The following is a 15,357-nucleotide window of genomic DNA, read 5'->3' on the forward strand; positions in this document are numbered from 1 at the left end:
CCTCAGTCGCTCCGCGACAGCTCCCCCAGAGGGGGAGCATCTCGAAGAGCGCCGGCGCCAATAGATCCTCCCCCTCTGGGGGAGGTGGCCCGGAGGGCCGGAGGGGGTCAGCGCCGATGTCTAGACCTCCGCGACAGCTCCCCCTTCAGCGAGCGCGCCTTAAGTCTCACTTCAGGCCCAGCGCCCCGGCGATCGCCGACCAGGGCACGAGCTTGAAGTTCTGGTGCTCGGGCGGGAAGACGTTGCGGCCGTCCTGGGCGACGAAGCCGCCGGTTTCCAGGCCTGCGCCCAGCGAGGCGCTGGTGACGTCCAGGCCGTCGGTCTCGGAGATCCCGTCGATCCCCTTTGCCCCGTCGGCGGTGACCGAGAAGCTGCCGACATAGGCGTTGTCGCCCTCGCGGCGATAGACGGCGTAGCTGTTGTTGCCCTGGCTGGAGACCACCAGATAGCCCTTGCCGCCCGCCTGCCGGTAGAGACCGATCCCTTCCAGGTCGTCCTTCAGGGCCGGGTTGGACGCCACGCGGTCGATCGCCTTGGGCGCCTTGCGGTCGGACGGCTCGGCGCCGAGCTTCCACAGGGCGACGTCCTCCTCGGCCACGTACAGGGCGCCGGTCTCGTCGTCGGCGACGCAGCCTTCGGTCTGGGTGTCGAACCTGACGTCGCGCACCGCAACGGCGCGGACCTTGCCGTTGGCCTGGGCGACCAGCTTCCACTGGCGCACCAGGCCGTCGGGATCGCCGACGAACACGTAGGTCTCTCCCTTGCGGCCGCGATACATGCAAAGGCCGTAGGGATCGGAAAGCCCGGTGGCCTGCACGCCGTCGGCGACCGAGGTCAGCTGTCGCGTCGCCGGGTCCAGCGTGTACAGCGCGATCGACTTGTGGGTGCGGTCGCTGGCGGCGACCAGGATCGTCTCGCGGCCGGCCAGCTTGAAGCCGGCCCGCAGGTCGACATTGTTCATCTTGCCGTCGGCCAGGTACTGCAGCGGCTGGCCCGACAGGTCGTAGACCAGGAGGCCGCCCTTCTTGTCGGTGGCGATGATGGCGCTCTTGGCCGGATCGGCCGGGTTGGCCCAGATCGCCGGATCGTCGGCGGCGTCGCCGTCATGGTCGACGGGCCTGGTCTCCATGATCGGCTGCACGGCGGCGAAGTCCTTGGCGGGCTTGGACCCGGCCGCGTCGCCGACGGCCAGCTTCAGTCCGGCGGCGACGTCGGCCCACGAGATCGCCTTCATGTTCGCGTCGGCCTTGCGGTCGTCGGCGACCAGCAGGGCGCCGGCCGGCAGGCGATCGCCGAGGGGCGCGCGCAGGGCGAACAGGCCCGAGGGGTTCTCGACCGCGTTCTGGTCGCCCGCCTGGATGCGGAAGGTCCCGACGAAGGCGTCGTCGCGGCCGCGGTCATAGACGTTGTAGTCGCCGGCGGTCGCGTTGGCGGCCACCAGGAAACGGGCGCTCGGTCCCCCGTCGACCAGGGTCAGGCCCGCGACCTCGCCGGCGACGTGGCCCAGGCGGTTGGCGTCGACCAGGGTCGGCACGGGTTCGGCCTCGGGATCGGCGTCGTAGCGCCAGATCCCGACCGCTTCCTGGGCGACGTAGAGCGCGCCGGCGGCGTCGTCGCTGACGCAGTACTTGGCCTCGGACGACAGGTGCAGGCGGCGCACGATACGTCCATCCAGCTTGCCCTCGGTGGTGGGGAACAGCAGCCACTGGTCCATCTGGCCGGCCACGCCCAGGGTGAAGGCGTAGAGCGAGCCGTCGCGGGGCGAGCGATGCAGGCACACGCCTTCGCCGGCGTAGTCCAGCGTCAGGGGCTTGGCGTCGAGGCTCGCGGAGGTTCCGGCGGCGAAGTCGTAGGCGGCCAGGCGCAGGCGGGCGCCCTTGCGGTCCAGCAGCGCCAGCAGCGGCTTGCCGTCCAGGTCGCGCACGTCGACGCCATAGACCTCGCCGCCGGGGATCGCGCCGACCTTCTTGCCGTCGAGGCCGTAGAGCTCCAGTCCGCCGCCTTCGCCGGTCGCGGCGATCAGGCTCTTTTCCGGCGCGGCCGGATTGCGCATCAGGGCCACGCCGTTGGCGCCGCCCTCGACCGTCGGCGCGGTGGCGACGACGGGGGCGACCGCCGGGGCCTGGGCCAGGGCCGATCCGGCGCCGAGCAGGAAGGCGAGCACGCCGATGGCGGCGCTGGCGCGAAGATGGGTCATCCGACTTGTCCCCCGGGATACCGCGCGCAAGCCGTGCGGCCGCGCGCGAGGGCTTATGCGACGATTTCAAAACGGATTGATGACGGTCGACGGCTTTTGCCCGGCCGGGTGTTCCCTTGCGGCGGGGCGACGATAGGCTGCGCCGACTCTCAATCCTCCGGAGCCGCCATGTTCGACGCCCCCTTCGAGACCGCGCCCGCGCCAGAAGCCCCGGTCTCGGAAGTCGTCGTCACCGGCGCCCGCCTGCCGCCCTCGGCCGGCGAGGGGGCGTTCTCCATCACCGCCCTGGCCGATCCGGCCTGGGCCCGCTCGCCGCGTCTCGACGAGCAACTGGCGCGCGCGCCGGGGGTGTCGCTGTTTCGGCGGACGTCCAGCCTGGCCGCCAATCCGACGACGCAGGGACTGTCGCTGCGGGCCATCGCGCCCTCGGGGGCCGGGCGGGCGCTGATCACGCTGGATGGCGTGCCGCAGAACGATCCCTTCGGCGGCTGGGTGATCTGGAGCGGCCTGCCGTCCGAGACCATCCAGTCGTTGCGCATCGTGCGCGGCGCCGGGGCCCAGGCCTATGGCGCGGGCGCCCTGACCGGCGTCGTCGCCCTGACCGGGCGCGACGGCGGCGGGCCGGTGCTGGAGGCCGGCGTCGAGGGCGGCGGCCTGGGCTATCGCCGCGCGGCGGTCAATGCGGGCGGCGGCGGTCTGCTGGCCAGCGTGACGGCCGAGCGTTCCGACGGCTGGACGCCGGTGCGCGAGGGTAGGGGCGCGGCGGACGAGCCGCTGGCCCTCGACACTTGGTCGGCGGCGCTGCGCTACGACGCCCGCCTTGCGGCCGGCCCGGCCGTGGCCGCCCGCATCGCCGCCTATGACGAGAACCGTCGCTCGGGCCTGGTCGGCGCCGACTCCCGCTCGCGCGGCGCCCAGGCCAGCCTCACGCTGGCGCAGGCGCCGGCCGAGGGGCGCAACGGCTGGCGGCTGCAGGCCTGGAGCGTGGTCAGCGACCTGCAGAACCGTTCGGTCGCCGTCGGCGCGGGCCGGGCTTTCACGACGCCGGCCAACGACCAGTTCGAGACGCCGGCCTACGGCTATGGCTTCAACGCCGCCCTGCGCGGCGTGCGCGGGCCGCTGGAATGGGAGGTCGGCGCCGACCTGCGCGCCGCCGAAGGCGAGACCCACGAGCGTTTCCGCTACATGGGCGGCCAGTTCACCCGCCTGCGCGAGGCGGGCGGGCGGACCGCGACCCTGGGCGCCTATGCCGACGCCAGCTGGACGGCCGGGCCGTGGCTGCTGACTGGCGACCTGCGCCTGGACCACTGGCGGGCCTTCGACGCGCGTCGCCGCGAGTTCGACCTGCAGACGGGCGTCGCGACGCTGGACGAAACCCCCGCGGGGCGCTCGACGACCACGCCGACAGGCCGCATCGGCCTGCGCCGCGATGTAGGGGCGGGCTTCGTGCGCACGGCCGCCTATGCCGGCTTCCGCCCACCCAGCCTCAACGAACTGCACCGGCCGTTCCGGGTGGGCAACGACGTCACCGAGGCCAACGCCGCCCTGAAGCCCGAGCGGCTCTACGGCGTCGAGGCCGGGGCCGGCTTGGAAGGGAAGGGGGCGAGCCTGACCGCCACCCTGTTTCTCAACCGGCTGGAGGATCCGGTGGCGAACGTCACGATCGGGCAGGGGCCGGCGACCTTCCCGACGGCGGGCTTCATCCCGGCCGGCGGCGTGCTGCGCCAGCGCCGGAACGTCGGCCGCATCGATGCGGCCGGGCTGGAGATCGAAGGCCGCGCCAGCCTCGACGAGCGCCTTGTGCTGACCGGCTCGGCGATGGCGACCGACGCCGAGGTCGATGGCGGCGCGCAGGCCCGGCAACTGACCGGCAAGCGTCCGGCCCAGGCGCCGCGCGTGGCCGCTTCGGCCGGCCTGGAATGGCGCGCGGGTCAGCACCTGGACCTGTTCCTCGCCGCCCGCCACGAGGGCGCGCGCTTCGACGACGACCTCAACACGCGCCGGCTGGCGGCGGCCACGACCCTGAACCTGTCGGCCCGCTACGCCCTGGGCGCCTCGACGCGCCTGGAGCTCGACCTGCGCAACGCGCTCGACGCCGAGGTCGCCACCGGCCGCACCGGCGACGGCATCACCAGCTACGACGCGCCGCGCAGCCTGAGGGTGGGCGTCACCTGGATCCATTGAGGTAGCGGTAAAAAGAAAAACAAATTTATTTATTCTATTGACGGCCGCCGGGCCGCCGTGGTCACCTCCGTCTCAAGCCAACCGCCCGCGCCACCAAGGACGCGGCGCAGGACTTGGGGAGGCAAACATGATTTTCGGGCACGGCCCCGGCGCGCTTTCGCGCCCTCCAACCGCTTTCTTCCCCGCCTGATCGACTGAGGCCCTCGTCGCCTCGCGGTCCGCCGGTTCACCCGCGCCTTTCCCAAGATTCCTGCAAGCGGGAGCCAAGGGACCGGCGGACCGTCCTTCTCTTCACCCCATCGCCAGCGTGAACCCATGAAGCGCCTCGTCTCGACCCTGGCGGCCGCGTCCCTGCTCGCGTCCGCCGCTCCGGCCCTGGCCGACGATCCGCCGCCGCCTCTGCCCGACAACGGCCTGGCCCGCACCCCGCCGATGGGCTGGAACAGCTGGAACAAGTTCGGCTGCAACGTCGACGAGACCCTGATCAGGCGGATGGCCGACGCCATGGTCGCCTCGGGCATGAAGGACGCCGGCTACGAATACGTCGTCATCGACGACTGCTGGCACGGCGAGCGCGACGCCCGCGGCGACATCCAGCCCGATCCCAAGCGCTTTCCCAGCGGCATGAAGGCGCTGGGCGACTACATCCATTCCAAGGGGCTGAAGTTCGGCATCTATTCCGACGCCGGCCTGAAGACCTGCGCCGGTCGTCCCGGCAGCCGCGGCTACGAGTACCAGGACGCCCGCCAGTACGCCGCCTGGGGCGTCGACTACCTGAAATACGACTGGTGCATGGCCGGCACGCAGGACGCGCCGTCGTCCTACTACATCATGTCGGCGGCCCTTCAGGCCTCGGGCCGGGACATCGTCTTCTCGATCTGCGAGTGGGGCAATTCCAAGCCCTGGACCTGGGGCGCGTCGGTCGGAAACCTCTGGCGCACCACCGGCGACATCTACGACGCCTGGGAAGGCGTGAAGGGCTACAGCCTGGGCGTCATGAACATCCTCGACAAGCAGGTCGAGCTCTACCCGCACGCCAGGCCCGGCCACTGGAACGATCCGGACATGCTGGAGGTCGGCAACGGCGGCATGACCACGCAGGAGTACCGGGCGCACTTCAGCCTCTGGGCGATGCTGGCCGCCCCGCTGGTCGCCGGCAACGACATCGGCCACATGGACGCCGACACCAAGGCCATCCTGACGAACAAGGAAGTCATCGCCGTCGATCAGGATCCGCTCGGCGCCCAGGCGCGGCGGGTGTCCAAGCAGGGCGACCTGGAGGTCTGGGCGCGGCCCCTGAAGGGCGGCGGCCGGGCGGTCGTGCTGCTGAACCGCGGCCAGGCGCCGGCGACGATCGGCGTGGACTGGGCGATGCTCGACTACCCCGAAACCCTTCCGGCCAAGGTGCGTGATCTGTGGGCGGGCAAGGACCTGGGCGTTCGCAAGGGCGGCTATTCGGCCGAGGCGCCGGCCCATGGCGTCGTGATGATCAAGGTCACGCCCTGACTTGTAGTATGAATAAATAAAAAGTCTTTTTTTAATCTGGCGCGGTTGGCGGACCCAAGGTAAGCCTCTGACCGCTGGAGGTTGCGGCGTCCGGTGATGACGCGTGCGACGAGGGAGTATCGGGTGATCCAGATCGGGGTCGATTTCGGCGGAACCAAGATCGAGGCCGCGGCCCTCTCGCCGGAGGGGCGCGTGCTGTCGACGCTCCGCGCCGCCACGCCCGGCGACTACGACGCAGCGCTGAAGGTGGTGCGCGATCTCGTCGAGCGCACCGAGCAGGCGGTCGGGGGCAAGGGCACGGTGGGCGTGGGCGCGCCGGGCTCGGTGTCGCCCCGCACGGGTCTGATCCGCAACGCCAACACCACCTATCTGAACGGCCGCCGGTTCCGGGAGGATCTGGAGGCTGTCCTCGAGCGCCCCATCCGCCTGGCCAACGACGCCAACTGCCTGGCCCTGTCGGAAGCGGTCGACGGCGCGGCGGCCGGCGCGCGCGTGACCTTCGCGGTCATCATCGGCACCGGCTGCGGCGGCGGTCTGGCCATCGACGGCAAGCTGGTCGAGGGCGCCAACGGCGTGGCGGGAGAGTGGGGCCATGTGCCGCTGCCCTGGCCCAAGGCCGAGGAGAGCCCCGGCCCGCAATGCTGGTGCGGCCGCCACGGCTGCCTTGAGACCTGGATTTCCGGCACCGGCTTCCGCCGCGACTTCCGCGAGCACGGCGGCGCCGATCTCAGCGGCGCGGCCATCGTCGAGGCCGCCGCCTCGGGCGACCCTGTCGCCCAGGGGGCGCTCGACCGCTATCTCGACCGCCTGGCCCGCGGGCTGGGGGTCATCGCCGACATCGTCGATCCGGACGTCTTCGTGCTGGGCGGCGGCATGTCGAACGTCGAACTGCTTTACGAGCGCCTGCCGGCGCTGGTCGGCCCGCACGTCTTCACCGACAATTGGGAGAGCCGCATCGTAAAGGCCCGCTGGGGCGACTCCTCGGGCGTGCGCGGGGCCGCGCGCCTGTGGAGCCAGGCCGACTGGGCCGGCGATGTCGCCGCTTGACGAGGCCCGCGTCGCCTGCGGCCGGCTGAAGCGCTGGCTGGCCGAGGCGGCGATCCCGCTCTGGAGCCAGGCCGGCGTCGACGCCTCGGGGGCTTTCGAGGAAAAGCTCGGCCAGGACGGTCGTCCGATCACGAGCCTCCGCCGGGCCAGGGTGCAGCCCAGGCAACTCTACGCCCTGGTCGGCGCCGAGCGGTTGGGAGCCGTTGTCCACCAACGGACCGTGCGTCGCGGTCTGGCGGCCTTTCTCACCCGCTACGTCAAGGCCAGCGGCCTGATCCGGGCGGCGGTCGACGACGACGGAAGGGTGCTGGACGACAGCGCCGTGCTCTATGATCAGGCCTTCGCCCTGTTCGCCCTGGCGGACATGGACGTCGTGCTGGGGCCGGCCGCCGAGGTCAGCGCCGAGGCCTTGCGACACGCGGTTCTGACCGCGTTCCGACATCCCGTGGCCGGCTTCCACTCGACCTTTCCGCCCGACGGAGTGCTGCTGTCCAATCCGCACATGCACCTGTTCGAGGCCGCGCTGGCCTGGATCGAGGCTGACGGCGACGGCGAGTGGCGCGACCTGGCCATGGAGATCAAGGCGCTGGCCCTCGAGGTCTTCATCGACGATGAGGGCGCGTTGCGAGAGACGTTCGATGACGCCTGGCGCCCGGCGCCGGGCCTGGCGGGGCGCATCGTCGAACCCGGGCATCAGTTCGAATGGGCCTGGCTGCTGCTGCGCTGGGCGGGGCTGGCCGATGACCCGGCCGACGCCCAGGCCTGCCGCAAGGCCGCGCTGCGGCTGATCGAGATCGGCGAGCGGCATGGCGTCGACAAGGGGCGCAACGTCGCGATCAACGCCTTGCTCGACGATTTCTCGCCGCATGACGCGCAGGCGCGCCTGTGGCCGCAGACCGAACGCATCAAGGCCCACGCCCTGGCCGCGATCGAGACCGGCAAGGCCGAGCATTGGGCGCTGGCGGCCCAAGCCGTCCGTGGGCTGGAGGCCTATCTGGCGACGCCGACGCCCGGTCTCTGGTTCGATCGCCTGACGCCGGAGGGCCGGATGATCGACGAGGCGGCGCCGGCCAGTTCGTTCTACCACATCGTCTGCGCCATCGAGGCCTTGAGCACGGCCCTGGCTCGCGCTGACACCCGGCTTCGCGTGGCCTCGTGAAGAGGGCTTCGGGCGTTCTCCTGACGGCTTTCCTGGCTGTGGCGGCGCCGGCGGCGGCCGATCCCGTACGCGTGCATACGGTCGGCGGCCTGCTGATCGGCGAGGAACGAGCGGATGGCAGCCAGGCCTTCCTGGGCGTTCCCTTCGCTCGCCCCCCGGTGAGCGATCTGCGCTGGAAGCCCCCGCAACCGATGCCGTCTTGGGAAGGCGAGCGAGCAGCGCGCGCTTCGGGGCCCGCCTGCCTGCAGACCTCGCGCGGATGGAACGCGGCGGACGCCGCGCGCTCCAGCGAGGACTGCCTCTACCTCGACATCCGCTCGCCGCGCCATGCGCCGGGCGCGCGCCTGCCCGTGATGGTCTGGATCCACGGCGGCGCCAACCACGCCGGTTCGGGCGCGGGTACGGTGGAGTCCGCCCTGGTCGACCAGGGGGTGGTGCTGGTCAGCGTGCAGTACCGCCTGGGCGTCTTCGGCTTCCTGTCGCATCCTGGCCTGAGCGCCGAGCAGGGCGGGGCTTCGGGCAATTACGCCCTGATGGACATCATCGCGGCCCTGCGATGGGTGCGCGACAACATCGGCGGCTTTGGCGGCGATCCGGCCAATGTCACCCTGTTTGGCCATTCGGCCGGCGGCCAGGACGTCGGTCTCGTGATGCTGAGCCCGGAGGCGCGGGACCTGTTCGCACGGGGGATTTTGCAGAGCGGAACGCCGGGCTTCGGCTTTCCGCCGCGCTCGCTGAAGCAGAACGAGGCGATCGGCGAAGACCTGGCGCGTCATGTCGGCGCAAGCTCGCTTGACGACCTCAGGCGTGTCTCCGGGGACGAACTGCTGAAAGCGGCGGAAGCCCTGACGGCTCCCATCGACGACCAGGGCTTCATCTGGACCCAGGCGGTGATCGACGGGCGCGTGCTGCCCGAGGCGCCTGAGGTCCTGCTCAAGGACCCGGCGGTCAGGCCGATGATCGTCGGCTCCAGCGCCCGCGAGATCGGCCTGTTCGGCGGCGAGCCCGAGCGCGCCCGGGCCTGGACCCGTCAGGCTTTCGGGTCGCGCGCCTCGGAGGTTCTAGCCGTCTATGGCCTGGACGGCGCCTCGCCGCCCGCCGCTGATCCGGTGCGGGGCGACGCCGTGCTGCGGCTGGCGACCGACAGGATGTTCCGTTGTCCGGCCGGCGAGACGGCGCGCCTGCGCCAGAAGGCCGGCGGCAAGGTCTGGCGTTACGAGCTGGAGGTTCCCGCGCCCGGCCAGGCGGCCGTGGGGCACGGTTCGGAGCTGGCCTACGTCTTCGATCGCCCCACGGAGGGGCGCCCGCCCATCCAGGCCTATTGGGCCGCGTTTGCTCGAACGGGTGATCCCAGCACGCCGGGCGCGCCGCCGTGGCCGGCCGAGCGCGGCGCGGGCGAGCGGCTGGTCTTCGCCGCCTCCGGGCCGAGGGCCGAGACGGGCGAGGAGCCCGCCTGCCGGTTCCACACACGACCCTAGACCATCAGCAACAAGCGGCGACCAAGCCGCGCGCGGAGGAAACGAAGAGGATGAAGACCCGCTCCAAATCCGTCCTGGTCGCCGGTTGCGCCCTGGCCCTGCTGGCGCCGTTGACGGCCGTCGGTCAGGCCTGGGGCCCCTACAACGCCGAGTTTCCAGCCGGCGGCGACGGTCTCTCACGTCCGCTGGCCGGCGCCGCGGAAGGCCAGACCTTGCCGGCCGGCGCGCCCTGGTCGCTGTCGGCCTGGATCAAGACCTCCGAGACGCAGTCGGGCCAAGCGCTGGTGGCCGGGATCGGCGACCTGGCCAGCGGCCGGCTCCTCGCCGTCGGGCCCGATGGCTACGCCGTCGTCAGCGCCGGGACCACGATAAGGAGCGGGAACGCGCCTCAACCCGGCGACTGGCGGTTTGTCGCCGCTGTTTCCGACGGCGCCAGGGTGACCCTCTATGTCGACGGCAAGGCCGAGGCCCAGGGCGCCGCGCCCGCCGCCGCGACGCCGGCCATGGTCGTCCTCGGGCTGCGAAAGGCGCCGGGGTTCGCGCCCTTCGCCGGACAGGTGGCGGGTTTCCGCGCCGAAGCCCGAGCGCTCTCCGAGCGGGAGGTTGGAGCACTGGCGGCTCGCCGGCCCGATCCCCTGACCGTGTTCGAGACCGGCAGTCCGACCTGGCCGGTGCAGGTGCGCCAGCAGGCCGGCCAGGTCACGCCGCAGGAGGCCTGGACGCGCCCGGAGGGCAAGGGCGCGATCTCGGCGCCCGTCGCCAAGCCGCCCTATGCCGGTCCGGCGCTGGTCGAGGCCGGACCCGGCACCTGGACGCTGAAGCGCTGGACCCTGGCCGAGGCGCCCAAGGTGGTCGGAGAGGGTGCGGCGATCTCGTCGGCCGGCTTTGACGCCAAGGGCTGGTACGCCGCCACCGTGCCCGGCACCGTTCTGACCACCCTGGTTGACCGCGGCGTCTATCCCGATCCTGACTACGGCCTCAACAACACCGCCATCCCCGAGAGCCTCAACCGGCAGGCCTACTGGTACCGGACGACCTTCGACGCGCCCTCGGCGATGGCCGGCAAGCGGCCGCGCCTGACGTTCAAGGGTGTGAACTACGCGGCCGAGGTCTGGCTGAACGGCGAAAAGCTGGGTGACATGAAGGGCGCCTTCGTACGGGGCCGCTTCGAGGTCGCCGGCAAGCTCCGGCCCGTCGGCAACGTGCTGGCCGTGAAGGTCTCGCCGCCGCCGCATCCGGGCCTGGCGCACGAGGAGTCGCTGACCGCCGGCGTGGGCGAGAACGGCGGCATGATGGCGCTGGACGGTCCGACCTTCGTGGCCAGCGAGGGCTGGGACTGGATCCCCAGCGTCCGCGATCGCAACACCGGCCTGTGGCAGGACGTGGTGCTGGAGGCCTCCGGCGACGCGCGCCTGGGCGACCCGCAGGTGGTCACCACCTTGCCCCACGTGGCTGGCAAGGCCGAGAACAGCCTGGCCGAGGTCGAGATCCTGGCGCCGGTCGAGAACCTGTCGGACCGTCCGGTGGAGGTCACGGTTACGGCCGCATTCGACGGCGTCACGGTGTCCAAGACGGCGACCGCGGCGCCCGGCGCTTCGAGCATCCGAATGACGCCGGCCGAGTTCCCGCAGCTGGCGATCGCCAATCCCAGGCTCTGGTGGCCCAATGGCTATGGCGAGCAGGCCCTGCACGATCTGACCCTGACGGCGACGGTGGACGGCCGGGCCTCGGACGAAAAGCGCCTGCGGTTCGGCATTCGCCAGGTGACCTACGAGCTTTCCCTGATGAACCCGGCCGGTCATCTGCGGCGCGTCGAGGTCGATTTCTCCAAGGCCAGGCAGCTGGGCCAGGACATCACCGACGGCAGCCACGAGGGCATCCGCAAGGTGGTCGACGGCTGGGCGACCTCGCTGACGGCGCAGGGCGACGCCTCGCCGGCGGTGCGCGACGTCGCGGAGACGGGCCTGGCGCCGCACCTGGTGCTGAAGGTCAACGGCGTGAAGATCGCCGCGCGGGGCGGCAACTGGGGCACGGACGACTGGCGCAAGCGCATCGAGCGCGAGCGGCTGGAGCCCTATTTCCGGCTGCACAAGGAGGCGGGCCTCAACACCATCCGCAACTGGGTGGGCCAGAACACCGAGGAGCCGTTCTACGACCTGGCCGACGAGTACGGCCTGCTGGTGCTCAACGACTTCTGGGCCTCGACCCAGGACTACCAGCTCGAACCCCAGGACGTGCCGCTGTTCCTGGCCAACGCCGCCGACGTCGTCAGGCGCTATCGCAACCATCCCTCGATCGTGCTGTGGTTCGGCCGCAACGAGGGGGTGCCGCACCCGATCCTCAACGAGGGCCTGGAGGCCCTGGTCCACGACCTGGACGGCACGCGCTGGTACACCGGCAGCTCGAACCGCGTGAACCTGCAGAACAGCGGGCCCTACAACTACCGTGAGCCGGAAACCTACTTCACCGAGCACGCCAAGGGCTTTTCGGTCGAGGTCGGCACGCCGTCGTTCCCGACCCTTGAGGCGTTTTCGGCCGCAGTGCCCGCGCCCGACCGCTGGCCGATCAGCGACACGTGGGCCTATCACGACTGGCATCCCACCGGGAACGGCGCGACCAAGACCTTCACAGACGCCATGGCCCGCAAGCTCGGGGCGCCCGTCAGCCTGGAGGACTTCGAACGCAAGGCCCAGCTGATGAACTACGAGACGCATCGCGCGATCTTCGAGGGCATGAACCAGGAACTCTGGACGAAGTCTTCGGGCCGGCTGCTGTGGATGACCCAGCCCGCCTGGCCCTCGACCATGTGGCAGATCCTCAGCCACGACTACGACACCCACGGCGCCTTCTACGGGACCAAGGCCGCGGCTGAGCCCGTCCACGCGCAGATGAGCCTGGCCGACCACGCGCTGGCGGTGGTCAACAACACGACCGCGCCGGTGACCGGAGCCAGGTTGCGGACGCGCGTCCTGGACCTGTCGGGCAAGGTGCTTTCCGACCAGACCGACGCCGTGGACGCGGCCGCCAACGCCGTGACCGCCGGACGGGCGCTGGATCTGGGCCTTAAGGCCGGTGAGGCGGCTGTGGTGCGGCTCGACCTGACCGGCCCTGACGGCGCGGTGCTGTCGCGCAACCTCTACTGGGTCGGCGCCGACGACGCGGGCGAGCGGCGGCTGTCGGCGATGACGGCCCAGTCGGTGACGCTGTCGGCCAGGTCCGGAAAGACGGGCAAGGGCGAAGGCGTCGTCGCCGTCACCCTCGCCAACACGGGTTCGGCTCCGGCCCTGAACGCCAAGCTGACCCTCGTCGACGCCAAGGGCGAACGCGTCCTGCCTGCCTACTATTCGGACAACTACGTCTCGCTGCTGCCGGGCGAGACGCGGACGGTGGAGATCCGCCATCCGGCCGGGGCGGGGAAGGGGGCGAGGGTCGCCCTGCGCGGCTGGAACGTCACGCCTCGCGTCGAGACGGTGCGATGAGACGCCGGTCGCTGCTGGCCCTGGCGGGCCTGGCCTTGCCGAACCTCGCGGCCGCCCAGGCCGGAGCGCCCGCGCCGAGCGACGAGGAGGCTCGCCTGCGCACCGACTGGCCCTGGCTGGCGCGTTACCGAGAGGCCGATGCTGTCGACGCCGTTCTGCCGCCCGAGCGTCGGCGCTGCGTGTTCATCGGCGACTCGATCACCCAGGGCTGGCGCGACGCGCGTCCGGCCTTCTTCGAGGCGAACGGCTTCATCGGGCGCGGCATCGGCGGGCAGACAAGCCCGCAGATGCTGCTGCGGTTCATGACCGACGTCGTGTCCCTGAAGCCGGCGGCCGTGCATATCCTGGCCGGGACCAACGACATCGCCGGCAACACCGGTCCCTATGATCCGGCCGCGACCCGCAACAACCTCTCGGCCATGGTCGTGCTGGCCAATGCGGCAGGCGTGCGCGTGGTGCTGGGCTCGGTGACGCCCGCGGCGACCTATCCCTGGAAGCTGGAGCTGCGCCCCGAGATCGAGATCCCGCGCCTCAACGCTTGGATCAAGGCCTTCGCGGCTGAGCAGGGCTGCGTGTTTGCCGACTACGCCGCGGTGATGGACGACGGCCGGGCGGGCATGAAGCCGGGCCTGGCCTACGACCAGGTGCATCCGACCCAGGAAGGCTATGCGGTGATGGAGCCCGTGGCCCTGGCTGCGATACGTGCGGCCCTGACCTAGTCTTGGCCGCGCAGCTTCCTGTTCAGCGCCACGCTGGCGTCCATGCGCGCCAGTTGCTCGGGGCTGGCCGGCGCCTGGTGCTTTGCCTTCCACTCCGACTGGGGCATGCCGTAGATCGCCTCGCGGGCCTGGTCGCGATCGACCGCGCCGTCGGAGGCTTCGCTGACCCAGTCGGCCAGGCAGTTGCGGCAGAAGCCGGCCAGGCCCATCAGGTCGACGTTCTGGGCGTCGGTGCGCAGGCGCAGGTGCTCGACCAGGCGACGGAAGGCGGCGGCGGCGAGGCGGTCGTCGATTTCGACAGTCATGTCTCAGGTCTTCTGCAGGGCCGCGCGCGAGGGCAGCAGGCGTTCGATGATCGGCAGGATGGCCGCGCCCATGGCCGGCGCGTCGGCGGCGAGGGCCGCGCGCTGCACCGGGGCGAGGGCGGGCACGCCGGGAATGGCGGCCAGCTTGGTCTCCAGCGCGGCGGCCAGGCGGTCGACCAGGCTCTCGGGCAGGCGGCCGCCGATATAAACCGCCTGCGGATTGATCAGGCAGCTGACGGCCACCATCGGTCCGGCCAGCAGGTCGGCGGCCAGGTCAATCCAGGCCTCGACGGCGTCCAGGCCCTTGGGCGGGAGGGTTTCCAGGTCGCCCGGAGCGGCGATCGAGAAGCCGTTGTTCTCGAGGAACTGGGCGAGCGCCGACAGCGACACCGCTTCCTGCAGGGTGGCCACGTCGATGCGCGGCGAGTTCACCGGCAGGAAGCCGAGCTCGCCGCTGCGGCCCTGGGCGCCGCGGAAGTATTCGCCCTCGACCACCAGCCCGCCGCCCAGGCCCGAGGTGACCAGCACGTAGAAGAAGCTGGGCGCGTTCATGCCGTGGCCGAAATGCAGTTCGCCCAGCGCGGCGGCGGCGGCGTCGTTCTCGACGGTCACCGGCAGGTCGTGGCGGCGCGACAGCAGCTCGCGCACGTCGGTGGTGTTCCAGGCCCCGTATTCGGCGGGGCGATGGGGCAGGTCGACGCGAGCCATGTCGTCGGGCATCGCCACGCCCACGCCGATGATCCGCTCGGCCTCGACGCCCTTGGTCTTCAGGAAGCTCTTCCAGTTGGTCTCGAAGAACTCGGCCACCGCGTCGGGGCCGGCGAAGGCGACCTCCCAGGTCGAGCGCGCCCGCACCTGACCGGCGAAATCCAGCAGCAGGATGGTGACGTGGTCGCGGTCGATGTTGAGGCCGATCGAGAAGCAGCCGTCGGGATTGACCGCCAGCGTCATGGCCGGCTGGCCGCGGCCGCCGTGCAGCTTGCCCGCCTCGACGATCAGGCCGTCGTCCAGCAGGCGCTTGGTGATGTTGGTGATGGCCGGCACGGTCAGGCCGGTCAGGGCGGCGATCTCGGGCTTGGTCTTGGCGCCGCCGATGCGGATCGACTGCAGGGTGACCCGCTGGTTGTAGTCGCCGGCTCGTTCCAGATTCGTGCCGGACAGGCTCGGACCGGCTTGCGAGGTCTTGCGGGCGGGGCTTTTGGGCGACTGGCTCATCTGTGCTCTGGCTTAGCACCTGCGGCGTGGCCCGCGATAGGTCGGTGTCGGCGACCGACAGGCCTGCG

10 protein-coding genes are annotated in these 15,357 nt (G+C 71.3%); 7 read left to right on the forward strand and 3 right to left on the reverse strand.

The window, feature by feature from the left end:
- Positions 1-166 precede the first annotated feature (166 nt).
- On the reverse strand, positions 167-2,197 hold the full coding sequence (locus AC1DCG_RS09495; RefSeq protein WP_477030001.1) for a phytase: 2,031 nt from the start codon (positions 2,195-2,197) through the stop codon (positions 167-169).
- Positions 2,198-2,365: 168 nt separating this feature from the next.
- On the opposite strand from AC1DCG_RS09495, the gene AC1DCG_RS09500 reads away from it, so the two are divergent.
- The 7 genes from AC1DCG_RS09500 (at position 2,366) to AC1DCG_RS09530 (ending at position 13,769) form a co-directional block, all read left to right on the forward strand.
- Positions 2,366-4,381, forward strand: a complete 2,016-nt coding sequence (locus AC1DCG_RS09500) for a TonB-dependent receptor (RefSeq protein ID WP_477030002.1) — start codon at positions 2,366-2,368, stop codon at positions 4,379-4,381.
- A 315-nt stretch (positions 4,382-4,696) separates the two neighbouring features.
- Positions 4,697-5,887: a glycoside hydrolase family 27 protein gene (locus AC1DCG_RS09505; RefSeq protein ID WP_477030003.1), complete on the forward strand. Its 1,191-nt coding sequence runs from the start codon at positions 4,697-4,699 to the stop codon at positions 5,885-5,887.
- Positions 5,888-6,010: 123 nt separating this feature from the next.
- Positions 6,011-6,934, forward strand: coding sequence for an ROK family protein (locus AC1DCG_RS09510; protein WP_477030004.1), 924 nt, complete (start codon positions 6,011-6,013; stop codon positions 6,932-6,934).
- Entirely contained in the window at positions 6,921-8,093 is a 1,173-nt protein-coding gene (locus AC1DCG_RS09515; RefSeq protein WP_477036510.1) for an AGE family epimerase/isomerase, read from the forward strand. Before AC1DCG_RS09510 ends, AC1DCG_RS09515 begins: the two co-directional genes overlap by 14 nt.
- On the forward strand, positions 8,090-9,571 hold the full coding sequence (locus AC1DCG_RS09520) for a carboxylesterase/lipase family protein (RefSeq protein WP_477030006.1): 1,482 nt from the start codon (positions 8,090-8,092) through the stop codon (positions 9,569-9,571). Before AC1DCG_RS09515 ends, AC1DCG_RS09520 begins: the two co-directional genes overlap by 4 nt.
- A gap of 50 nt (positions 9,572-9,621) precedes the next feature.
- The gene (locus AC1DCG_RS09525) at positions 9,622-13,050 is read left to right on the forward strand and encodes a glycosyl hydrolase 2 galactose-binding domain-containing protein (protein WP_477030007.1); all 3,429 of its coding nucleotides are present in this window, start codon (positions 9,622-9,624) and stop codon (positions 13,048-13,050) included.
- On the forward strand, positions 13,047-13,769 hold the full coding sequence (locus AC1DCG_RS09530; protein ID WP_477030008.1) for an SGNH/GDSL hydrolase family protein: 723 nt from the start codon (positions 13,047-13,049) through the stop codon (positions 13,767-13,769). Before AC1DCG_RS09525 ends, AC1DCG_RS09530 begins: the two co-directional genes overlap by 4 nt.
- Here AC1DCG_RS09530 and AC1DCG_RS09535 read toward each other — a convergent pair.
- Positions 13,766-14,074 carry a DUF1244 domain-containing protein gene (locus AC1DCG_RS09535; protein ID WP_477030009.1) on the reverse strand — a complete coding sequence of 103 codons (309 nt, stop codon included), beginning with the start codon at positions 14,072-14,074 and terminating at the stop codon, positions 13,766-13,768. The genes AC1DCG_RS09530 and AC1DCG_RS09535 overlap by 4 nt on opposite strands.
- Before the next feature lie 3 nt (positions 14,075-14,077).
- Complete coding sequence (locus AC1DCG_RS09540; protein WP_477030010.1) at positions 14,078-15,289, reverse strand: ROK family transcriptional regulator; 1,212 nt, start codon at positions 15,287-15,289, stop codon at positions 14,078-14,080.
- Between the last annotated feature and the right edge of the window lie 68 nt (positions 15,290-15,357).

Source organism: Caulobacter sp. 10L414 (assembly GCF_056395525.1).